The organism is Actinoplanes sp. NPDC048796, assembly GCF_040650035.1.
Lineage (GTDB): Bacteria > Actinomycetota > Actinomycetes > Mycobacteriales > Micromonosporaceae > Actinoplanes.
Genome location: NZ_JBEZGO010000007.1, coordinates 329,684 through 351,288, shown reverse-complemented (window position 1 = coordinate 351,288; position 21,605 = coordinate 329,684). Strand labels below are relative to the sequence as shown.

Below are 21,605 nucleotides of genomic sequence, written 5' to 3'. Positions count from 1 at the left end.
CCGAAGCTGTTACAGCGAGGAGGCATCGATGGCCGCGAACAGCCGCTTGACCGTCGCCGTGCACGCGCTGACCTGGCTGGCGCTGGCCCACCGGCGGGGCCGCGACGTGCTCACCTCCGACGAGGTCGCCGCCAGCGTCAACGTCAACCCGGTGATCGTCCGCCGCAGTCTCGGCGACCTTCGCCGGGCCGCCCTGGTGTCCGTACGGCACGGAACCGGCGCCGGCTGGCTGCTGGCCCGCCCGCCCGGCGAGATCCCGCTCAGCGACGTCTACGACGCCGTCGAGGGCCCGCCGGTCTTCGCCCTGCACCACACCGAGCCCAACCTCGAGTGCCCCGTCGGCCGCGGCATCCGCCCCGCCCTCAGCGGCGTCTACACCGGCGTCCACCAGGCGCTGCGCCGCGAACTGGCCCGGACCTCCATCGCCGACGTCCTGCACCGCTCCCTGGAGGCCTGATGATCGTCGAACTTCGCCAGTACACCCTGCACCCCGGCCGCCGCGACGACCTGATCACCCTCTTCGACCGCGAGTTCGTCACCACCCAGGAAGCCACCGGCATGCGGATCATCGGCCAGTTCCGCGACCTCGACGCCCCCGACCGTTTCGTCTGGCTGCGCGCCTTCCCCGACATGCCGTCCCGCGCCGCCGCCCTGACCGCCTTCTACACCGGCCCCACCTGGCGCGCCCACAGCGCCGCCGCCAACGCCACGATGATCGACAGCGACGACGTCCTCCTGCTGCGCCCCGCCGAGCCCTTCCCCAGGCCCTTCGATACCGCCGCCCGCCGCTCCCTCGACGCCCTCTTTCTGGGCACGCTGCACTTCGGCGACCGGCCGTTCGGCGCCGACTTCGCCGCACTGGTCGCCGAGCGAGCCGCCGAGTTCGGGGTGACCCCGCTGGCCGTACTGACCACCGAGTACGCCGAGAACACCTTCCCGGCCCTCCCGGTGCGCACCGGCGAGCACGTCGTCGCCTGGTTCGCCCGTTTCCCCGACGAGCCCGCGCTGGCCGAGCATCTGGATCGCTTCCCCCGCCTGACAGACTCGGAGCATCATCTGCGCCTGTCACCCACCGCGGGTTCGCGCCTGCGCTGACCCGAACGAGGTGAGCTCCGTGCCGATCGGACGCCTCCACCACCTGATCGCCGACTGCCCCGACCCCACCGCCTCGGCCCGCTTCTGGAGCGCCGTGCTGGGCCGGCCCGTCACCTACGACGACGGCGACTTCGCCGTGGTCTCGGCCGACACCACCACTTCCGGCCTCGCCTTCCAGCGCTCCGCCGGCCGGCCCGCCCCGACGTGGCCCGACCCGGCCGTCCCGCAGCAGATGCACCTGGACGTCATGGTCGACGACCAGCCGGCCGCGGCCGAGGCCGTCCTTTCCCTGGGCGCCCGCCGGCTCGACGGCGACTACGTCTTCGCCGACCCCGCCGGCCACCCGTTCTGCCTGATCCCCCGCCCCGGCTGGTCCCCACCGGTCACCCCCGCATCCGACCCGGATGCCGGCGGGGAGGCAGCCTTAGGACTGCTTTAACGGTGGCACAGCGTGCCCATAGGTGATCTCCCGCGATCGTAGGAGCGTCCGAAACGACTGGGAGGTCAACTGATGAAGAGCACTCGTACCGTCGTGGTGGCCGGCGTGGGCGTACTGGCGGCCCTGGGCATCGCCGGGACCGCGCTGGCCGCCACCGGCGGCGAGAGCAGCCCGGCCCGGGCCGCCGCCGTGGCCCTCGCCGAGACGCCGTCGGCCACGCCGAGCGATACCGCCAGCTCCGCGCCGAGCGGCGGGGCGACCTCGAGTGGTGGGGCGACTGCCGATCCCGCCGCGCCGGCTGGAGCGACCGTCGACGCCAACGGTGCGCGGGAGATCGCGTTGGGTGCGGTGCCGGGCGGTCAGGTTCACGAGGTGGAGCTGGACGACGACGACAACGACCGCCAGGTCTGGGACGTCGACGTGCACGTCGGCGACGTGGAGCACGAGATCGAGATCGATCCGGCCAACGGCAAGATCGTTCAGCACGAGACCGACGACAGCGACGACGACGACTGACGGAAGTCGCTACCCGGGTGGGGCGGGCAGCCGCAGGCGTACCTCGGTGCCGCCGCGCGGAGCGGCCTCGATGGTGAAACTGGCGGCTACCTGGCGGGCTATGTCCAGGCCCAGGCCGGTGGAACCGGCGGCCGAGACGCCTCGCCCGGCGGCCTCGGGGGTGAAGCCGGGGCCCTCGTCGGTCACCGTGAGCAGGGCGCCGTGGGGGGCCGCGGTCAGGCGTACGCCGAAGGCTGTGCCGTCCGGTGTGTGGGCGAAGACGTTGCCGAGCAGGGCGTCCAGGGCCGCTCCCAGTTCGTCGGCGGCCACGGCGACCGGGACGGGGCCGGAGGGGATCTCCTGAGTCAGGGCGCGGCCGGTGTCCTCGGCCAGGACCGCCCAGAACGCCACCCGGTCGCGGACCACGGCCGCCGCGTCGCTGTGGGCCCGAGTGGGGGGCTCGTCTCGGCGGCGGGCCTGCTCAATCAGGGCTGTCACCGCTCGGGCGACCTCGTCGGCGGCGGCGGAGACGCGGGCCGCCTCGCCGGGGTCGCGTAGCGACTCGGTTTCCAGGCGCAGGGCGGTCAGCGGGGTACGGACGCGGTGGGACAGGTCGGCGATCCGTTCGCGTTCGGTTTTCAGCAGGACCTGGATGCGGTCGGCCAGGTGGTTGAGGGCGCCGGCCACCTCGCGCAGTTCGGCGGGGCCGGAGGGGTTCGCCCGTACGGTCAGCTCGGCCTGGGCCAGGCGGTGGGAGACGGCCGACAGCTCGGTGATCGGGGCCGTGATGGCGCGGGCCAGGCGGTCGGCCACCAGCAGGCTCAGCAGGACCAGGACGAAGCCGAGGCCGGTCAGGGTGAGCCAGGCCCGGCCGACGCCGTGGCGCAGGTCGTCGTCGGCCACCACCGTGCTGACGACCGTGGTGCCGGAGGCGCCGACCACCGGGACCACGATCTCGCGGTCGTCGTCCACGGCCACGGTCAGGGCTTCGCCGCGCGCGGCGGCCAGCCGTACGGCCGGACTGCGGTCCGTCTCCTGGCCCAGGACAGTGCCGTCGGGGAGGAAGACCGACACCGGAACGGACTGGGCCGTGACCGCCAGGCGAATCGCGTCGCGGTCGCCGGAGCCGGCCAGCGGCACCACCGTGCGCAGCACGTCGTCGGCCCGGCTCATCGCCCTGTCCTCCGCCACCTGGCGCACCAGCAGCGCGAGCGGGACCAGGAAAGCCAGCAGCACCAGAACGGTGGTGGCGCCCACCAGCAGGGTCAGGCGCGCTCTCATGCCGGCCCGCTCAGCTTGACGCCTACGCCGCGGACCGTGTGCAGGTAGCGCGGCTCCTGCGCCGTCTCGCCCAGCTTGCGGCGCAGCCACGACAGGTGGACGTCGACCGTCTTGTCGGCGCCGCCGTAGGGCACCTGCCACACCTCGGTGAGCAGTTCGCGCTTGGTGACGACCTGACCGGCGCGCTGGGCCAGATGATGCAGCAGCTCGAACTCGCGGGGGGTGAGCTCGACCGCCGCCCCGTCGAGGGTGACCACGCGGGCGGCCGGGTCGATCCGCAGGCCGCCCACGGCCAGCACGGACGGGGTCTCGCCGGGGGAGAGGCGGCGCAGCACGGCTCGTACGCGGGCGTCGAGCTGGGCCGCGGTGAACGGCTTGACCACGTAGTCGTCGGCGCCGGCGTCGAGCAGCCGGACCATCTCGCGTTCCTCGTCGCGGGCGGTGGCCACGATCACCGGGACCTGGCTGATGGCCCGCAGCATGCGCAGCAGTTCACGGCCGTCGAGGTCGGGCAGGCCCAGGTCGAGCACGATCAGGTCGGGGCGGTCGGCCAGGGCGGCCTGCAGGCCCTCCATCGCGGTGGCCGAGGCCGCCACCGCGTGCCCGCGCTCGCGCAGGGCGCGCAGCAGGTTGGACCGGATCGCCGGTTCGTCCTCGATCAGCAGGAGTCTCGCCACGGGTGAACGCTATCCGCCGGGTCCGACAAGAACTGAGTCTCTTAACCGTCCCTTAGCGTTGCCCGGCGTCAGGCTTAGCCGGGCGGCGGGCATAGTTCCCTCATGCGCTTTCTCGACCGGACCCCGGTGATCGTCGCCGGCTGGACCGCCGCCGCGATCCTGGCCGTGCTGGTGGGCGTGGTCGGCATCGGCCTCGTCGGCTCGGGCCTCACCTCGGAGCGCGCCGCGACGGTGCTCAGCGAGGACGAGGTCGACCGGGCGCTCGGCGCGGCTCCGGCGACGGATCCGGCAAATCCGAAGTCGGCGGTGGCGTCGGGGGCGGCGAGCGCGGGAGCGAGCGCGGCGAAAGGCCAGACCTTCACCACCATGGGTGGTACGGTCGTCGCCGCCTGCGATCGCATCATCTCCATGGCGCCCGCGCAGGGCTGGGCCGTGCACGACCAGGACCAGCGGGAGGGCGAGTTCCGCAACGGCCGCGACCGGTTGGAGGTCGAGCTGAGCTGCGTGAACGGCGCCCCCCGGCTGGAGGTCGCGAACGATTAGGCCTCGTGCCGCAGCCAGACCGCGCCCAGCGGCGGCACGCGCAGCGACACCGAGTGGTCGAAGCCGTGCCACGGGAGCTCGTCGGTGTGGACCTCGCCGAGGTTGCCCACACCCGACCCGCCGTACAGCTCGCTGTCGGTGTTGATCACCTCGGCCCAGCGGCCCGGGCGCGGCAGGCCGATCCGGTAACCCTCCTGCGGCACCGCCGCGAAGTTGACCACGCAGGCCAGCGCGTCGCCGTTGGGCGCGAACCGGACGAACGAGAACGTGTTGTGCTGCGAGTCCTCGCTGGTGATCCAGCGGAAGCCGCTGGGCTCGGTGTCCTGCGACCAGATCGCCGGCGTGTCCCGGTAGACGTGGTTGAGGTCCTTGACCAGCGACTTGATCCCGCCGAACTGCGGGTCTTCGAGGAGGTCCCAGTCGAGGCCGCGCTCCTCGCTCCACTCGCGCAGGTCACCCATCTCGCCGCCCATGAACAGCAGCTGCTTGCCGGTGAAGGCCCACATGAAGCCGAGCAGGGCCCGCGTGTTCGCCAGTTTCTGCCACAGGTCGCCCGGCATCTTGCCGGTCAGCGAGCCCTTGCCGTGCACGACCTCGTCGTGGCTGATCGGCAGAATGTAGTTCTCGCTCCACGCGTAGACCGTCGCGAAGGTCATCTGGTGGTGGTGCCACTGCCGGTAGACCGGCTCCTTCTCCATGTAGGACAAGGTGTCGTTCATCCAGCCCATGTTCCACTTGAAGCCGAAGCCGAGGCCGCCCAGGTGGGTCGGGCGGGTGACGCCGGGCCAGGCCGTCGACTCCTCGGCGACCGTGATCACGCCCGGGTTGTTCTTGTAGACGGTCGCGTTCATCTCCTGCAGGAAGCTGATCGCGTCCAGGTTCTCCCGGCCGCCGTACTGGTTCGGGGTCCACTCGCCGTCCTTGCGCGAGTAGTCGAGGTACAGCATCGAGGCGACCGCGTCGACCCGCAGGCCGTCGGCGTGGAACTCCTCGCACCAGTAGAGCGCGTTGGCGACCAGGAAGTTGCGGACCTCCTTGCGCCCGAAGTCGAACACGTACGTACCCCAGTCGGGGTGTTCGCCGCGACGCCAGTCGCCGTGCTCGTAGAGCGGGGTGCCGTCGAAACGGGCGAGAGCCCACTCGTCCTTCGGGAAGTGCGCCGGAACCCAGTCGAGGATGACGCCGACGCCGGCCTGGTGCAGCTTGTCGACCAGGTAACGGAACTCGTCGGGATTTCCGAAACGCGACGTCGGGGCGAAGTACCCGGTGACCTGGTAACCCCACGAACCGCCGAACGGGTGTTCCATGACCGGCATGAGCTCGACGTGCGTGAAGCCCATGTCGACGACGTAGTCCACGAGTTCGGAGGCGAGCTCGGTGTACGAGAGCCCCGGCCGCCACGAGCCCAGGTGCACCTCGTACACGCTGGCCGGTTCCTGATGCCACGTCTTCGAGGCCCGCGCGGTCATCCACTCGCCGTCGGCCCACTCGTAGGACGACGCGTAGACGACGGAGGCGGTCGCCGGCGGGACCTCGGTGTGCTGGGCCAGGGGGTCGGCGTGCTCGCGCCACACCCCGTCCCGGCCGAGGATGCGGAACTTGTACTTGCTGCCCACGGCCACGTCCGGGACGTAGACCTCCCAGACGCCGCTGCTGCCCAGCGAGCGCATCGGCCAGCCGTCGTACGGCCCCCAGCCGACGCAGTCGCCGATCAGCTGCACGCCGCGCGCCGACGGCGCCCACACCGCGAAGCCGACGCCGGTGCCCTTGGGCTGCGCGCCGAGCACCTTCCACAGTTTCTCGTGCCGGCCCTCACCGATCAGGTGCAGGTCGAGTTCGCCCAGGGTCGGCAGGTGACGGTACGGGTCGTCGACCGTCTCGCCGTCCACGTCCAGCCGGTAGTCGAGCACCGTGCCGGGCAGTTCGGCGGCGAAGACGCCGTCCGGGTGCACTTTGGTCATCTCGGTGCGCTCGCCGTCGACGACCACGGCGACCGCCTTGGCGCCCTTGCGCAGGGTACGGATGACGGTGTTGCCGCCGCCGGGGTGGGCGCCGAGCGTCGCGTGCGGGTCATGGGTGTCGCCGGCCACCACGCTGTTCAGGGCGCGCTGGTCCGCGGCGAGCGTCGAGACGGTCTGGCCGGTCACAAAAAGCTCCTTAGTAGAAATGTCAGCCGACGAGCCGGGCGATGGACCGCAGGGGGATCCGCAGCCATCCGGGCCGGTGCCGGGCCTCGTACGCGGCCTCGTAGACCGCCTTGTCCAGCTCGTACGCCGCCAGCAGCGACCCGTGCGAACGCGGGTCGACGCCGGAGGCGTTCGCGTATCCGTCGCAGAACGCGGCACGGTTGCGGTCGATCCACTCGCGGGCGCGGGCGGCCAGCGGCTCGTCGTCGTCCTGGTCGACCAGCAGCTGGTAGGCCGCGTACTCGTACGAGCGCAGCACCCCGGCCACGTCGCGCAGCGGCGAGTCGGGCAGCCGGCGCTCGTCGAGCGGCTGCCCGGGCTCGCCCTCGAAGTCGATGAGCAGCCAGCCCTCGGGCACCCGCAGCACCTGGCCCAGGTGCAGGTCGCCGTGCACGCGCTGCACCTCGACCTGCTGGCCGGTGAGCCCGCGGAACCCGTCCTCGATGGCCGGCACGTACTGCTGGATCTCGGAGACCGAGTTGGCCGCCGTGCGCAGCCGGGCCAGCATGGCGTCGACCGGGAACGGGGACGGCCCGGACCCGAGCTCGCGGGCCAGGTCGGCGTGGACGGAGGCGACGGCCTCGCCGAGCCGGTACGACTCGCCCTGGAAGTCGCCGCCCACCTCGTCGGCGCCGTACTCGGAGTCGGCGAACAGGTCACGCGCCGACGCGGTCGCCATCGCCCAGCCCTCGGCCGAGTTCGCCGCGTACTGCGTGACCATGCCCAGCGGGCTGGCCTCGCCGCTCTCGGTGGTCTCGAACGAGCCGAGCAGCTTGGCCACGTGGACGTTGCCGACCCGCCCGAGCACCCGGTTCAGCTCGATGTCGGGGTTGATCCCGGCCGAGACCCGGCGGAACACCTTGAGGATGGCGTCCTGCTCGAAGATGACACTGGTGTTGCTCTGCTCGGCGTCGAAGACCCGCGGCCACGACTCGACCGGGAAGTCGGCCCCCGGCTCGGGCTGGAAGATCACGTCGCCCCTGGTGCCGCCGGCCGCGATCAGCGCCAGCAGCTTGCGGGCCATGGCCGGGTCGTACAGGGCGTCATAGCCCGTACGGTCGCCGGCCGTGCCGATCGTGGCGACCTCGCTGTACTCGACGATCGGCCCGGAGTCCCAGGCCACCAGCACCTGGTACCGCTCGGAGCTGCCGTCGGTGTACTCGACGTCGATCAGCACCAGGTCGAGGTTGTCGTCGAGCGCCGTCGACGAGGCCTGTTTGACGGATGACAGGGTGCGGGCTTTACCGGCGTACCACCTCTGCTGCGGCAGCCACTCGGCGAAAGGCAGCGTCATTGCTTCTCCTCGGACCCGCACAGCTGGAACCAGTAGAAGCCGTGCCCGGGGAGCGTCAGCAGGTACGGCAGCTGGCCGATGCGCGGGAAGTTCACGTGCCCGGTCAGTTCCACGGGGGTGTACCCGTTCCAGTGCTGCAGGTTCAGCTCGATCGGTTGCGGGAAGCGCGACAGGTTGTTCACGCACAGGACGACGTCGTCGCCGTCCTCGCGCAGGTACGCCAGCACCGACGGGTTCGATCCGCCCAACTCGCGGAACGTGCCGACGGCGAACGCTTCGTGGCGGCGTCGCACCGCCAGCATCGTACGCGTCCAGTTCAGCAACGACGTGGAACTGTCGCGCTGCGCCTCCACGTTCACCGCCTGGTACCCGTACACCGGGTCCTGGTTGGCCGGCAGATACAGCCGTCCGGGGTTGGCGGTGGAGAAGCCGGCGTTGCGGTCGGGAGTCCACTGCATCGGCGTACGGACGCCGTCGCGGTCGCCCAGCCAGATGTTGTCACCCATGCCGATCTCGTCGCCGTAGTACAGGACCGGCGAGCCGGGAAGCGACAGCAGCAGCGCGGTGAACAGCTCCATCTGGTTGCGGTCGTTCTCCAGCAGGGGCGCCAGCCGCCGCCGGATGCCGACGTTGGCCTTCATCCGCGGGTCCTTGGCGTACTCGCCGTACATGTAGTCGCGCTCTTCGTCGGTGACCATCTCGAGCGTGAGCTCGTCGTGGTTACGCAGGAAGATGCCCCACTGGCAGTTGTCCGGGATGGCCGGCGTCTGGGCCAGGATCTCCGAGATCGGGAACCGCGACTCCCGCCGTACGGCCATGAAGATCCGCGGCATCAGCGGGAAGTGGAAGGCCATGTGGCACTCGTCGCCGCCGGTCTTCGGATCGCCGAAGTACTCGACCACGTCGGCCGGCCACTGGTTCGCCTCGGCCAGCAGCACCCGGCCCGGGAACTCGTCGTCGATCACCTTGCGGCAGTGCTTGAGGAACGCGTGCGTCTCGGGCAGGTTCTCGCCGTTGGTGCCCTCGCGCTCGAACAGGTACGGCACCGCGTCCAGCCGGAAACCGTCGATCCCCAGGTCGAGCCAGAAACGCAGCACGTCGAGCATCGCGTTCTGCACGGCCGGGTTGTCGTAGTTGAGGTCGGGCTGGTGCGAGAAGAACCGGTGCCAGAAGAACTGCCGCCGCACCGGGTCGAAGGTCCAGTTGGACTCCTCGGTGTCGACGAAGATGACCCGGGCGTCCTTGTACTTGTCGGAGGTGTCGCTCCAGACATAGAAGTCGCCGTACGGCCCGTCCGGGTCGCGCCGCGACTCCTGGAACCACGGGTGCTGGTCGGACGTGTGGTTCATGACCAGGTCGGTGATGACCCGGATGCCGCGCTTGTGCGCCGCCTCGAGCAGGGCCACGAAGTCCTCGACCGTGCCGAACTCCGGCAGCACCTTGTAGAAGTCGCTGATGTCGTAGCCGCCGTCGCGCAGCGGCGACTGGTAGAACGGCGGCAGCCACAGGCAGTCGACGCCCAGCCACTGCAGATAGTCGAGCCGCTCGATCAGGCCGCGCAGGTCACCGGCGCCGTCCGAGCTCGAGTCGTAGAACGCCCGGACCAGGACCTCGTAGAAGACGGCACGCTGGAACCACGTCCGGTCGGCCGGCAGCGCCCGGGCGTGACCGAAGTCCTCGGCGTTCGGGTGCTCGACCACGCCGTCCTCGATGTGGCTGCCTTCCGTGGGATCGAGACCCTCCGCCGGATCAAGGTCGAGATCGTTTTTCTGGTCCATCAGGTTCCCCACCTACCCACCCGCAGGTACTTGAATCTTGTTACTGCGCCGGTTGTACGACGAAGACGTGCGCCGGCTCCACGTACGGATCGATGCGTACCGCGTTGTGCTGGCCCCATTCGTACGTCGCGCCGGTGATCTGGTCGACGACCGTGAACCGCTCGTGCCAGTCCTTGCCGAGGGCCGGCATGTCCAGCACGGTGTTGCCCCACTGCACGTTCGACGAGTCGAACGTGACCACCACCAGCACCGTATTGCCGGTGTCGGGATCGCGCTTGGAGAAGCACAGCAGGTTGGCGTTGTCGATCTCGTGGAAGCGCAGGTTGCGCAGCCAGTGCAGGGCCGGGTTCTCGTCGCGGATCTGGTTCAGGCGGCCGATGTACGGCGCGAGCGAGCGGCCGGAGCGCTCGGCGCCGGCCCAGTCGCGCGGCTTGAGCTCGAACTTCTCGTTGTCGATGTACTCCTCGGCGCCGGGCCGGGCCACGTGCTCGAAGAGCTCGAAGCCCGCGTACATGCCCCAGGACGGGGTGAGCATCGAGGCCAGCACCGCGCGGATCTTGAACATCGGCGGGCCGCCGTGCTGCAGCGACTCGTGCAGGATGTCGGGGGTGTTGGGCCAGAAGTTCGGCCGCATCCAGTCGATCGTGGTGAGCAGCTGCTCCATGTACTGCCGCATCTCCCAGGCCGTGGTGCGCCAGGTGAAGTACGTGTACGACTGGGTGAAGCCGATCTTGCCGAGTCCGTTCATCATGGCCGGCCGGGTGAAGGCCTCGGCCAGGAACAGCACGTCCGGGTCGTTCTCCTTGACCTTGGCGATCAGCCACTGCCAGAAGTTGAGCGCCTTGGTGTGCGGGTTGTCGACCCGGAAGATCTTGACGCCGTTGTCCACCCAGTGCATGACCACGCGGTAGACCTCGTCGCGCAGGCCCTTGTAGTCGTTGTCCCAGTTCAGCGGGTAGATGTCCTGGTACTTCTTGGGCGGGTTCTCGGCGAAGGCGATGGTGCCGTCGGCGCGGGTGGTGAAGAACTCCGGGTGCTCACGGACCCACGGGTGGTCGGGCGCGGCCTGCAACGCCAGGTCCATCGCGACCTCCATGCCGTGGTCGCGGGCGACACCGATGAAGCGCCGGAAGTCCTCCAGGGTGCCCAGCTGCGGGTGGATCGCGTCGTGGCCGCCCTCGTCGGAACCGATCGCCCACGGCGAGCCGACGTCCTCGGGGCGCGCCACCAGGGTGTTGTTGCGGCCCTTACGGTTGACCTTGCCGATCGGGTGGATCGGCGGCAGGTAGAGCACGTTGAAGCCGAGCGCGGCCACGGCCGGGATCCGCTCGGCGGCGGTGGCGAACGTGCCGTGCTTGATCGGGGTGGCCTCGGGGCCGATCTCGGCGCCCTCGGAGCGCGGGAAGAACTCGTACCAGGCCGAGTAGAGGGCGCGCTTGCGGTCGACCCAGATCGCGTACGACCGGGTGGTCGTGACCAGCTGCCGCACCGGGTTGTGCCACAGCAGCTCTTCCAGGTCGAGCGCGGGGGAGACCCGGGCGAACAGCGAGCGCTGCTCGTCGCGCAGCGCCGCCGCGGCCTCGCGGACCCGGTCCTCGTCGTGCCCCGGCACGATCTTGGCGGCCAGGTCGAGCACCTCGGCGCCCTCGGCGAGGTCGTTGGCCAGATCCTCCAGGCCCTGCCCGGCGCCGATCTTCTTCACCACGGCGTCGCGCCACGTCCGGTAGGGATCGTCGAACGCCTCCACGGTGAACGTCCACCGGCCGACCCGGTCCGGGCGGATGGTGGCGTGCCACTGGTCGAGGCCGGGCTCGCCGGGGCGCATGCGGGTGAACGGCTCGGTCTCGCCGTCCGGCCCGCGCCATACCACGTTGACGCCGAGCGCGTGGTGTCCTTCGCGATAGGACACAGCGGAGACCGGCACGAGCTCGCCGACCACCGCTTTCGCCGGGTAGCGGCCACAGGACACCGAGGGCGTGACGTCCTCGATGGGGAAACGACCGGTCATGATCTCCACCGTAGTCAGAAGGGCGCGGGCGGGGTCGGCGAAACCAGACCGCCGTCAGGGCATACTTCTCCGCTGTGGAGGCGCCGCAAACGGTCACGTGCCGATGCGACTCAACCTACCGGAGCGGAACCCGGCGGGCTCATCCAGGCGAGGCGTTGCTCCCCTCCCGCTGATGCTTACCGACTTTGATCATCGGGACGTTACCGGCGGGCAAAATCAAATTTCCCACGCGTCTCATCGGGAGTGCGTTGGTTGCCGACCGGTCCCACTCCGGTCACCCCGCTCAAACCGGCCCGCCCGCCCGCCGAGAAGAACCCCGTGACGCCGCATCGCCCCGATGCCGGCGCCGTTAACGGAGGAGCACCCCACGTGGCCGGACCGTCTGTCGAGCTGTCGCCCGTCATCGCGGCCAGCACCCACTGGATCTCCCGGGCCTACCCGGCCGGGAGCCCGGACACCATCGCCCACACCCTGTCGGAGCTTCAGGCCCGGCAGGCCGTGACAGTGGCGGCGTGGCTGCGCTACCCGACCGAGGTCGACGCGGCGCTGGTCGCCATCGCCGGCCCGGGCGGCTCGGCGGTGCTCGACTGGCGCGTCGGCAGCGAGCCCGAGGACGAGGAGGCCGAGGAGGAGGGCTGGCGCACCTGGGTCGACGAGGTCGTGGTCAGCTGGGCCGCCTGCCTGCTGGCCGACCCGGCCCTGGCCCGCCGCGCGGTCGACGCGGTCGCCGCGGCCGTCCCGCTGAGCGAGGACCGCCCGCTGCCGTTCCCCCGCCGCGCCGGCGGCACCCCGAACGAGTTCCGCCGCCTGATCGAGCCCGACCAGCGCGACCGCGACGCCGCCGTGCTGCTGCGCCACCCCGACCTGCTCGAGCCGGTCGCCGAGATGCACCGCGACACTTTGCTCTACTTGCTCGACGCTGAGCAGTCTGGCCTCGCTCCGCTCGGCGGGCACTGAGCCCCCAACAGTCGGTGCCGAGGGCGCCGAAAACGCCCTCGGCTCCGCCTCGCGATTTTCGGAGCCCTCGACACCGACGGGCTCAGTGCGACTCTGGTCGCGCTGAACCCCGAAGGCCGGCACCCCTCCTCGGGGTGCCGGCCTTTTTTGGTTGCAGCATTCTGGCCACACGGGCCGTTAGGGGTGCATAACTCACGACCGGAGCGGGGGTGCCGCGGATGCGGGACGCGGACGGCTTCGACGAGTTCTACCGGGAGACAAGCGCGCGGATGCTGCGGTACGGCTACGCGATGACCGGTGACCTCGCCGAAGCTCAGGATGTGGTGCAGGAGGCGTACACCAGGGCCTGGCGAAATTGGCGTACGGTCGCCGCCCACCCGGCGCCGGAAGGCTGGCTGCGCCTGGTGGTGTCCCGGCTCGCCACCGACCGCTGGCGCCGGCTGTCCGGCTGGCGGGCCGCGGTCCGCCGGGCCGGCCCACCCGAACCGGTGGCCCCGCCCGGCGAGGACGCGGTGGTGCTCACCGCCGCCCTGCGCCGCCTGGCACCGAACCTGCGCCAGGCGGTCGCCCTGCACTACCTGTTCGACCTGCCCGTCGCGGCGATCGCCGCCGAAACCGGGGCCGCCGTCGGCACCGTCACGTCCTGGCTGCACCGCGGCCGGACGGAACTCGCCGCCATCCTCGCTTCCACCCGCCTGCCGGAGGCCACCGATGTCGAATGAGCTGGAGAACGCCTTCGCGGCCCTCGCCGCGGACGCGGGCCGGGGCCGGCTGCTGCCCGCGGCCGAGGTGCGCCGCCAGTCCGACCGCCGGGCCGTGCGCCGCGGCGTGCTCACGGTGACCGCCGCCGCGGTCCTGATCGCCGGCGCGTTCGGCACGGGCTGGGCCCTCGGCGGCGACGACCGCGGCCAGGCCCCGATCGCCCCGATCCCGATCGTGACGCCGTCCCGGTCCCCGTCCGTCACGGTGTCCCCGCCGGCCAAGCCGGTGTCCACGCCGCCCTCGGCCCCGCCTTCCACGCCGCCCGCGACCTCGCCTTCCACCACGGCCCCGACGTCCAAGCCGCCCACCGTGCCGAAATCGATCCCCGCGCGGGCCATGCTGAACAAGGCGGACGGCAACACGGGAGGCTTCGCGCGCCTCACCGAGATCTGGGACCCCACGAAGCTCTGCGGCGACGCGAGCTATCCGAGCTCGCAGGACGCGGCCGTACGGGCATCGGTGCGAGTCATCTACAAACGCCCCGAGCTGGGCGTCGAGTACGTCCCCGACGACGTCGTCTACAACACGGTCACGGTGTACCGGGGCAACGGCGCCGAGGACTTCCTGGACGAGCTCCGCGACGCCGTCCGCGAGTGCCCGACCGGGGGCGAGGGCGAGCCGCCGCCGAAATACCGTTCTCTCGGCTCACCGGGCCTGGGCGACGAGTCCGTGATGATCGAACGCTCGGCCGTCGGCCGCCTGGGCACCGGCGAACCCGACCCGAAGGCCGAACGCCAGATCACCTACATCGTCGCCGTCCGCGTCGGTGACGCCGTAACGCTCCTGGACACCACCGGCTACGAGAACGCCGGCTCGATCCGTTCCTCGGTCGACTCCCTGGCCGCAACCGCCGCCGACCGGCTCACCGACTGGCGCGGCTGAGCCACGCGGTTCTTTCGCGGGCCGCGTGGCTTCGCGGGCCGCGCGGCTTCGCGGGCCGCGCGGCTCCTGGGCGGGTCAGGCCAGGCGGGCCGGGAAGCCGCCGGTGGCGATCGGGCCCCAGCGGTCGATCGTGATCCGGATCAGCGATTTGCCCTGGTCACGCATGGCCTGGCGGTATTCGTCCCAGTTCGGGTGCTCGCCGGAGATCACCCGGAAGTACTCGACCAGGGGCTCCACCGACTCGGGCAGGTCGATGATCTCGGCCGTACCGTCGACCTGGACCCACGGCCCGTTGAACTCGTCCGACTCCACCAGGACCGAGACCAGGGGATTACGGCGTACGTTGAACGCCTTGGCCCGCTCCGGATAGGTCGAGATGACGATGCGGCCCTCGGCGTCGACGCCGCACGTGTTCGGCGACGCCTGGGGCCGGCCGTCGCGCCGGGTCGTCATGAGGATGGCTTTGTGGCGCGGCCTCAGGAACTCCAGCAGCTCCTCGCGGCTCACCTTGGTGTTGGTGGCGATCGTGCGGGCCATCAGCCGGCCACCCGCGCGCCCGCCTCGTGCGGCGTCACGCCGCCGGGGGAGGCCGCCTTGGCGTCGGTCTCGGCGGTCACCGCGGCGCCGATGATGCCCGCGTTGTTGAGCAGCGTGGCCGGGACCATCGGCGTACGGATGTCGATCAGCGGCAGGAAGCGGTCGGCTTTCTTGCTGACGCCGCCGCCGATGATGAACAGCCGGGGCGAGAGCAGCATCTCCACGTGACGGAGGTAGTTGCCGACCCGGTTGGCCCACTTTTCCCAGCTCAGGTCCTCGGTCTCGCGGGCCCGGTCGGACGCGCGGCTCTCGGCGTCGTGCCCGTCGAGCTCGAGGTGGCCGAACTCGGTGTTGGGGATCAGGACGCCGTCGAGGAACAGGGCGCTGCCGATACCCGTACCGAAAGTCAGCATCATGACCAGACCGGCCTGATCCTTGCCGGCGCCGAAGGCGACCTCGGCCGCACCGGCCGCGTCGGCGTCGTTGAGCACGCTGACCGGCATGCCCAGCCGGTCGCTGAACAGCTGCGCGGCGGGCGCGTCGAGCCAGGACTTGTCGACGTTGGCCGCCGTGCGGGTGACGCCGTCGACCACGACGCCGGGGAAGGTGACGCCGACCCGGTCGAACCCGTCGAACTGCGCCGCCACCTGGGCGACCGCCTCGACGACGCTGGTGACGTCGGAGGGCTGCGGCGTGGGCACGCGGAACCGCTCCGCGAGCAGCTCGCCCCTGACGGTGTCGACCGGCGCGCCCTTGACTCCGGAGCCGCCGATGTCGATGCCGAGAATGGCCATCCCTGTTTCCCGTCTGGAGACTTCGTGTGTTGCCCGTTGTTTACCACGGGGGACCGACATTAAATCCCCGGCGCGTCACCCACCTGCCGCGCGGGTCGGGGGTTGTCGAGCGTCACTCAGTCGTTCGGCTAGGCAACCCTCACCACATCGGCTAGCGTGGAGTAACTGAACGGTCGCCGCTAGCGGGCACGGCTCTCTGCCCGTTGTGATGGAGGACCAAACCCATGACCTTGTCGTACGCCGACCAGGCAGCTGCCCAGCAGACCGCGGCCGACCGGCTGGCCGCCCTGTCCGCGCTACCGCCGGACCATCCGTCCCGGCCCCGCGCCCGCGACCGGGCGATCGAGGCCTGGCTGCCGCTGGCCCGCCACCTCGCCCACCGCTACTCCGGCCGCGGCGAGCCCACCGACGACCTCGTCCAGACCGCCAACGTCGGCCTGATCAAGGCCATCGACAAATTCGACCCCGAGCGCGGTGTCGACTTCGCGGGTTACGCGATCCCGACGATCATCGGTGAGATCAAGCGCCACTTCCGCGACCGTACGTGGTCGGTCCGCGTCCCGCGCCGCCTGCAGGAACTGCGCCTGGCCATCACCGAGGCCAACAGCACCCTGACCCACAGCCTCGGCCGCTCCCCGACGGTCGCCGACGTCGCCGCCCACCTGGGCGTCAGCGAGGAAGACGTCCTCGAAGGCCTCGAAGGCGCCCGCGCCTACAACGCCACCTCGCTGTCCACCCCGATCTCGGCCGACGGCACCACCGAACTCGGCGACACCCTCGGCGGCGAAGACACCGAGTTCGAACTCGCCGAGACCCGCGTCGCCCTGGGCCCGGCCCTGGCCACCCTCGACGAGCGCGAGCAGAAGATCCTCACCCTGCGCTTCTACGGCAACCTGACCCAGTCGCAGATCGCCGACCAGATCGGCATCTCCCAGATGCACGTCTCGCGCCTGCTCACCAAGGCCCTGACCAAGCTGCGCCAGGAACTCCGAGCCGGCCTGTAATCCCAGCGGCCCCACACCGCAGCCCTCCCCGAACACTGAGCTCCGCCCGACGGGCCTCAGGCAACCGCCTGGGGTCCGTCACCTTTCCCGGCTCAAGCTCCCTGCCCTAACAGCTCCCACCGCCGTCCCAGCCGGTTGTGCCTGACCAGTCATGCCTGGGCCCGCCGTCCCGCTTGCCGTGTGTGGCCTTGCTTCTTCGTCCGCCCGCCGGGCTCGGCCTGCCACCTCCGTCCCGCCTGCCGCGTTTGATGTTTCGTCTCCATCCCATCCGCCATAGTTGGTCGTCCGTCTCCGTCCCGCCCGCCGTGCCCTCGGCCTTTTGGCCCGCTCCCGCTTGCCGTGCCTGGGTCGCCGTGCCTGGCCTTCGATCTATCGGTCGGTTCCCGCCTGCCGCGCCTGGGCCGCCGTGCTTGGCCTGCGGTGCCAGGGTCCGCCTTCCCCGGCCCGCTCGGTATGCCCGTCTTCCCTTTACCCAGCACTTTCCGCATGCGGCCTGCTGACCTTGCGGGCAACTGCGTGACAGGCCAGGGTCTATCGGCTACCGCGACTGTGCTTTTTCTGTGAATGGCTAAGAAGGCTGGAGCTATGTTCGCCGGTCTGATAAAGGCCCGCGCCCACTTCGACGACAAGCCGAAATTGGCATGATCGAAAACTGACGCGAGCCACCCAGCGTGCGGGAAAATTGCTTATGGCGCAGTTGCAGTTCTTCACCCGATCAGAAGTGGCCGGTATGCGCGACCCGACAAAGGCGCGGAATTACTCTCCAGGGCGCGCGGAATTCCGCCGTGATCACGAGACCCGCCGCTATTGGGGGTTGAAGGCCCGCCACGCGCAGAAACTGCAACGCCTCTTCGGCAGCGTGGCGGCCGCCGACGCCCACTTCCAGTTGCAGGCGCGCCAGCGCAAAATGATCCCGCCCCCACCCCTCCCGCCCCGGCAGACCAACACGGAGCGCCCTTCAGCCCGCCCACCTGCCGCCGCCCAAACCGCCAAAGCCCCGCAGCCCGCCCCGCCTGTTGGTGGCTCACGGTCTGTCGCGCCTGTTGGTGGCTCACGGTCTGTCGCGCCTGTTGGTGGCTCACGGTCTGTCCCGTCTGTTGGCGGCTCACGGTCTGTCCCGCCTGTCGGCGGCCCACGATCCGTCCCGCCTGTTGCCGGCCCACGATTCACCCCCTCTGTTGGCGGCCCAAGATCCGCTCCGCCTGTTGGGGCATCACGGCTGGTCGCGCCAGTTAGGGTGCCGCCGGTCGGTGCCTCACAGTTCGTTCCACCTGTCGAGGTCCCGTCGCCCGCGCGCCGTGTCGAGGTTCCGCACTCCGCTCCGTCTGCCGGCGCCACGGCGAGCGCATCGGAGGACAGTTCCCGTGACGGGGCCGCCACTGCGACGTGCCGTGCCCCGGCCATGGCAGCCCGCACTTTGCCCCGGCTGTCGTGTGGCAGTGCACCTCGGCTGTCGTGGGGCGGTGTGCCTCGGCTGTCGTGGGGCGGTGTGCCTCGGCTGTCGTGGGGCGGTGTGCCTCGGCTGTCGTGGGGCGGTGTGCCTCGGCTGCGGTGCTCATGCGGCCGGTGCTGTGGCGGATCGCCGTGACGGGAGCGGCATCTAGGAAGAGCCACCACGGGTTCCGCTTCGGGGCGCCGCGCCTAACGGGTTCGTGCCTGAGGCGACTGCGCTCGGGTGGGCGGCGCCCGACGATGCTGGATATGTGCGGGTGGGGCTCATACCCGAAGGGCGTTTCCTTGAAGGCGTTGGGCGCGGGAGAGCTGTGCTCGTCGAGGCCACGGGCGGCCGGTGTCCGGATGTGGGTTCTGCGGATAGAACGGTGGCTGGCGGGAAGGCTCGACCGCGTATGCCGGTATTGCCGCAGGCTGTCTTCCTTGCCGGGCCGGTGAATTATGGGTCGATTGTCAGCCCGCCCCGTCTCTTGTTCGGCTGTCGGCGGTCAGTAATAGGACCGCCGATAAAAGGAGGCCGGATGGAGAAAAGGCGCGTTGGCGAGAAAGGGGCGAGAAGGGCGGAATGGGGCGCTGCGGGTACAGTAAAGGGCCCGGCTCGGCGGCCGGGCCCTCGGGTGGGAGCAATTACTGTGCGCCCGAGGCGCGCCAGTTCAGTTGGACCAAGAGCTGTTGGGCCTGGGCCGCCACCTCGGCGTCGGCGGTTACCGCGTACTGGCCCGCCTGGAGGGAGCTTCGGGAGGCGAAGTCTCGGCGGCCGCCCGTGGCGGCGTGGGCGATGGCGCCGAAGATGGCTCCCCATACCGCGCCGATCAGCAGGGTGGACAGGATTACCGCGAACCAGTTCGAGTCGCTGAACAGGCCGAACAGCAAGCCGATGAACAGGCCGAACCAGGCGCCCGAGGCGGCGCCGGCCAGGGCCGCCCGGCCCACCGTCAGGCGGCCCAGGACGTTTTCCACCAGGCGCAGGTCGGTTCCGATGATGGCTGTGCGCTCTACCGGGAACTTGTTGTCCGACAGCAGGTCCACCGCCTGCTGGGCCAGCGCGTACTCGGGGAACGTGCCCACCACCACGGTCGGGGTCGGGCCGGCCGCCACGTTCTGGGCGGGCAGGGTGGGGACCCCGGACGGGCCCGAGGGCACGCCGGAATTGTCAGGGGTGGATGGTGTGGTCACTTTGTGCCTCCTTGGATGACGCCCGGTGAGGCCGTCAGCCACACCCAGACGAGAAACGCGCCGGCGGCCGCGGCGGTGATCGCGGCCGAGCCGGACAAGAATGTGAAGCGGCCGGGGAGGTCGTCCAGCAGGGCCTCGGCGGCGATGCCGAACGCCGCGGCGACCGCCGCGACCGCGCCGGCCAGGATCAGCGGGACCGTCGCCACCCGGCTCGGGCGGCGGGGCGTGCCCGGCGTGCGCAGGCGCCACAGGCGTACGAGGAGGACCGCTAGCGAACCCCACGCCAGCGTGACCAGCAGGCCGGCCAGCGTGTCGCTCGGGCGGTGCCACTCGGCCCACACCGTCGCCACCGCGATCACCGTCACGTAGGCGAAACCGACCAGCGCGATCGTGCCCCGCAACGCCTGCGGCAGCACCAGGATCACCGCGAACGCCACCGACGCGGCCGCCGCCGTGTGCCCGCTCGGGAACGAGTTCGGCATGTCCGTGCCGTCCAGGTCGGGCCGGTACAGGTGCATTTTGAGCAGCTGGGCGGTCGCGTTCGAGCCGATCACCATCAGGGCCGCGCCGATCGCCAGGTCGGCCCGCTTGCGCAGCACCCCGAACACCGCCGCGAACAGGCACACCAGCACCAGCGTGGCCAGCGTCGTGCCGTTCAGCGTGCGGTCGAGCACCTCCACCACCCGCGGATGCCCCACGTCGGCGCCGTCCATCGCGGCCGTGTCGGCCCGCTGCCCCAGCGACGTGCGGATGGCCACCCGCCACACCGCGTACAAGGCCGCTACCGACAGGACGAAGGTCGCCAGCGGGGCGACCAGATGGCCGGCACCCCGGGTGGGGGTGTCGGGTAACGACGGGGACGCCAGGGCCGTCATCGGCGGGCTGCCCTTCTGCGAGTCGCGGTCAACGGCGGTACGCGCATTTCCCAGCCGGTCGGATTTTCAAGCGTGCGTCCCACGCGGCACAACGTCACCTACGGCACATTTTCGCCACAGCGACCTGGCGAGGCAACGATTCTGCACCCCGGATCGCTCTCGCCCGGCAACGCCGCGCCCCCACCTTCGAACGGACGCAGAACGAAGGGGGACTTTTTTCATGAGGCACATCGCCGGACCGATGCTCGCGCTCGCCGTGGGGGCCGGCCTTCTCGCCGTACCTCAGACGGCCTACGCGGCGGGGGTGACGGCCACGGTCGATGTCCGTAGCACGCTGAAGGTCCGCTCCGCGCCGTCGCTGGCCGCGAAGGTGGTCGGCTCGCTGCGCGACGATCAGAAGGTCTCGGTCGCCTGCTCGGTGACCGGCCAGAGCGTGCGCGGCTCGGTCCGCACCACGACCCAGTGGGACCGCCTGAACACCGGCGGCTACGTCACCCACTCGTACCTGCGCAGCGGGGCGATCAAGAAGTGCGCCACCGCGTCGCCGCAGGCGTCCGCGGTCAAGACGAAGACGCCGGTGAAGAGCACGTTCACGGTCGGCACCGTCAAGAGCTCCGACGGCAAGGTCAACATCCGGACCGCCCCGTCGACCACGGCGCCCGTCAAGCGCTCGGTCACCAGCGGCGCCAAGGTCAACGGCGTCTGCGGCGTCGCCGGTTCCACGGTGAGCGGCACCGTCCGTACGACCTCGCAATGGAACAAGCTCTCCGACGGCGGTTACATCTCGCACGCGTACGTCGTCACGCCCACCCTGGCGCAGTGCCCGGGCGCCAAGACCGCGCCGGCGCCGGTCACCCCGGTCACCCCGGAGCAGTTCCTGGCCGCGGCCGTGCCCGGCGCGCAGCGCGGCTGGCGCGAGTACGGCGTCCCGGCGTCGGTCACGATCGCCCAGGCGATCCTCGAGTCGGGCTGGGGCAAGAGCGGCCTGGCCTCGGTCGACAAGAACTACTTCGGCATCAAGTGCCAGAGCGGCCGGTACGGGACGCTGGCCAGCGGCTGCCACGACTACACGACCCAGGAGTGCACCAAGGCCGGCACCTGCTTCACCACGGTCGGCAGCTTCCGGACGTACGCCTCGATGGCGCACTCGTTCCGTGACCACGGCAGCTTCCTGCGGGTGAACAACCGCTACAAGCCCGCGTTCACCTACACCAAGGACGCGAACAAGTTCATCTGGAACGTGTGGAAGGCCGGCTACGCCACCGACCCGAACTACTACACCAAGATCACGACCCTGATGGCGCAGCGGGATCTGTACCAGTACGACACCTGGAAGTGAGCTTGCCTCACCCCGGTCGGCCGAACCTGTC

At 70.6% G+C, this 21,605-nt stretch carries 20 protein-coding genes; 10 read left to right on the top strand and 10 right to left on the bottom strand.

The features are described from left to right. Positions 1-28 precede the first annotated feature (28 nt). From AB0C26_RS28790 to AB0C26_RS28775, 4 genes are all read left to right on the top strand, one after another. Positions 29-457 (top strand): Rrf2 family transcriptional regulator, encoded by a 429-nt coding sequence (locus AB0C26_RS28790; RefSeq protein ID WP_360253804.1) that lies wholly within the window; start codon positions 29-31, stop codon positions 455-457. After that, a complete protein-coding gene (locus AB0C26_RS28785; protein ID WP_360253802.1) occupies positions 457-1,095 on the top strand; it encodes an NIPSNAP family protein in 639 nt (212 codons plus the stop codon). Before AB0C26_RS28790 ends, AB0C26_RS28785 begins: the two co-directional genes overlap by 1 nt. A gap of 10 nt (positions 1,096-1,105) precedes the next feature. Continuing rightward, positions 1,106-1,534, top strand: coding sequence for a VOC family protein (locus tag AB0C26_RS28780; protein ID WP_360253800.1), 429 nt, complete (start codon positions 1,106-1,108; stop codon positions 1,532-1,534). A gap of 72 nt (positions 1,535-1,606) precedes the next feature. Beyond that, positions 1,607-2,050: a PepSY domain-containing protein gene (locus AB0C26_RS28775; protein ID WP_360253798.1), complete on the top strand. Its 444-nt coding sequence runs from the start codon at positions 1,607-1,609 to the stop codon at positions 2,048-2,050. 9 nt (positions 2,051-2,059) lie between these two features. On the opposite strand, the gene AB0C26_RS28770 is transcribed toward AB0C26_RS28775, so the two are convergent. Both AB0C26_RS28770 and AB0C26_RS28765 read right to left on the bottom strand, forming a co-directional pair. Beyond that, positions 2,060-3,310, bottom strand: coding sequence for a HAMP domain-containing sensor histidine kinase (locus AB0C26_RS28770; protein WP_360253796.1), 1,251 nt, complete (start codon positions 3,308-3,310; stop codon positions 2,060-2,062). After that, positions 3,307-3,987: a response regulator transcription factor gene (locus AB0C26_RS28765; RefSeq protein ID WP_360253794.1), complete on the bottom strand. Its 681-nt coding sequence runs from the start codon at positions 3,985-3,987 to the stop codon at positions 3,307-3,309. The genes AB0C26_RS28770 and AB0C26_RS28765 overlap by 4 nt, the downstream gene beginning before the upstream one ends. Before the next feature lie 102 nt (positions 3,988-4,089). Here AB0C26_RS28765 and AB0C26_RS28760 point away from each other — a divergent pair, with 102 nt between their 5' ends. Further along, entirely contained in the window at positions 4,090-4,530 is a 441-nt protein-coding gene (locus AB0C26_RS28760) for a hypothetical protein (RefSeq protein ID WP_360253792.1), read from the top strand. Here the strand turns inward: AB0C26_RS28760 and glgB are convergent. From glgB to AB0C26_RS28740, 4 genes are all read right to left on the bottom strand, one after another. Next, a complete protein-coding gene (gene glgB, locus AB0C26_RS28755; protein WP_360254030.1) occupies positions 4,527-6,632 on the bottom strand; it encodes a 1,4-alpha-glucan branching protein GlgB in 2,106 nt (701 codons plus the stop codon). The two genes, AB0C26_RS28760 and glgB, sit on opposite strands and share 4 nt — an antisense overlap. A 67-nt stretch (positions 6,633-6,699) precedes the next feature. Further along, positions 6,700-8,010, bottom strand: coding sequence for a maltokinase (locus AB0C26_RS28750; protein WP_360253790.1), 1,311 nt, complete (start codon positions 8,008-8,010; stop codon positions 6,700-6,702). Beyond that, positions 8,007-9,788: a maltose alpha-D-glucosyltransferase gene (gene treS, locus AB0C26_RS28745; RefSeq protein ID WP_360253788.1), complete on the bottom strand. Its 1,782-nt coding sequence runs from the start codon at positions 9,786-9,788 to the stop codon at positions 8,007-8,009. The genes AB0C26_RS28750 and treS overlap by 4 nt, the downstream gene beginning before the upstream one ends. Before the next feature lie 40 nt (positions 9,789-9,828). Beyond that, on the bottom strand, positions 9,829-11,796 hold the full coding sequence (locus AB0C26_RS28740; RefSeq protein ID WP_360253786.1) for an alpha-1,4-glucan--maltose-1-phosphate maltosyltransferase: 1,968 nt from the start codon (positions 11,794-11,796) through the stop codon (positions 9,829-9,831). 369 nt (positions 11,797-12,165) lie between these two features. Here AB0C26_RS28740 and AB0C26_RS28735 point away from each other — a divergent pair, with 369 nt between their 5' ends. The 3 genes from AB0C26_RS28735 to AB0C26_RS28725 all read left to right on the top strand — a co-directional run bounded on the left by AB0C26_RS28735 (position 12,166) and on the right by AB0C26_RS28725 (position 14,397). After that, positions 12,166-12,753, top strand: a complete 588-nt coding sequence (locus tag AB0C26_RS28735) for a hypothetical protein (RefSeq protein ID WP_360253784.1) — start codon at positions 12,166-12,168, stop codon at positions 12,751-12,753. 218 nt (positions 12,754-12,971) lie between these two features. Next, positions 12,972-13,475: a sigma-70 family RNA polymerase sigma factor gene (locus AB0C26_RS28730; RefSeq protein WP_360253782.1), complete on the top strand. Its 504-nt coding sequence runs from the start codon at positions 12,972-12,974 to the stop codon at positions 13,473-13,475. Further along, positions 13,465-14,397 carry a hypothetical protein gene (locus AB0C26_RS28725; protein ID WP_360253780.1) on the top strand — a complete coding sequence of 311 codons (933 nt, stop codon included), beginning with the start codon at positions 13,465-13,467 and terminating at the stop codon, positions 14,395-14,397. The genes AB0C26_RS28730 and AB0C26_RS28725 overlap by 11 nt, the downstream gene beginning before the upstream one ends. A gap of 75 nt (positions 14,398-14,472) precedes the next feature. On the opposite strand, the gene AB0C26_RS28720 is transcribed toward AB0C26_RS28725, so the two are convergent. After that, a complete protein-coding gene (locus AB0C26_RS28720) occupies positions 14,473-14,934 on the bottom strand; it encodes a PPOX class F420-dependent oxidoreductase (protein ID WP_360253778.1) in 462 nt (153 codons plus the stop codon). After that, a complete protein-coding gene (ppgK, locus tag AB0C26_RS28715) occupies positions 14,934-15,728 on the bottom strand; it encodes a polyphosphate--glucose phosphotransferase (protein WP_360253776.1) in 795 nt (264 codons plus the stop codon). The genes AB0C26_RS28720 and ppgK overlap by 1 nt, the downstream gene beginning before the upstream one ends. Positions 15,729-15,952: 224 nt before the next feature. On the opposite strand from ppgK, the gene AB0C26_RS28710 reads away from it, so the two are divergent. Continuing rightward, positions 15,953-16,732: an RNA polymerase sigma factor SigF gene (locus AB0C26_RS28710; RefSeq protein ID WP_360253774.1), complete on the top strand. Its 780-nt coding sequence runs from the start codon at positions 15,953-15,955 to the stop codon at positions 16,730-16,732. Between the two features lie 2,079 nt (positions 16,733-18,811). Here the strand turns inward: AB0C26_RS28710 and AB0C26_RS28705 are convergent. Both AB0C26_RS28705 and AB0C26_RS28700 read right to left on the bottom strand, forming a co-directional pair. Further along, positions 18,812-19,360, bottom strand: coding sequence for a general stress protein (locus AB0C26_RS28705; protein ID WP_360253772.1), 549 nt, complete (start codon positions 19,358-19,360; stop codon positions 18,812-18,814). Further along, positions 19,357-20,235, bottom strand: coding sequence for a phosphatase PAP2 family protein (locus AB0C26_RS28700; RefSeq protein ID WP_360253770.1), 879 nt, complete (start codon positions 20,233-20,235; stop codon positions 19,357-19,359). Before AB0C26_RS28700 ends, AB0C26_RS28705 begins: the two co-directional genes overlap by 4 nt. 220 nt (positions 20,236-20,455) lie before the next feature. On the opposite strand from AB0C26_RS28700, the gene gsmA reads away from it, so the two are divergent. Next, the gene (gsmA, locus tag AB0C26_RS28695) at positions 20,456-21,574 is read left to right on the top strand and encodes a sporangiospore maturation cell wall hydrolase GsmA (protein ID WP_360253768.1); all 1,119 of its coding nucleotides are present in this window, start codon (positions 20,456-20,458) and stop codon (positions 21,572-21,574) included. Positions 21,575-21,605: the final 31 nt, after the last annotated feature.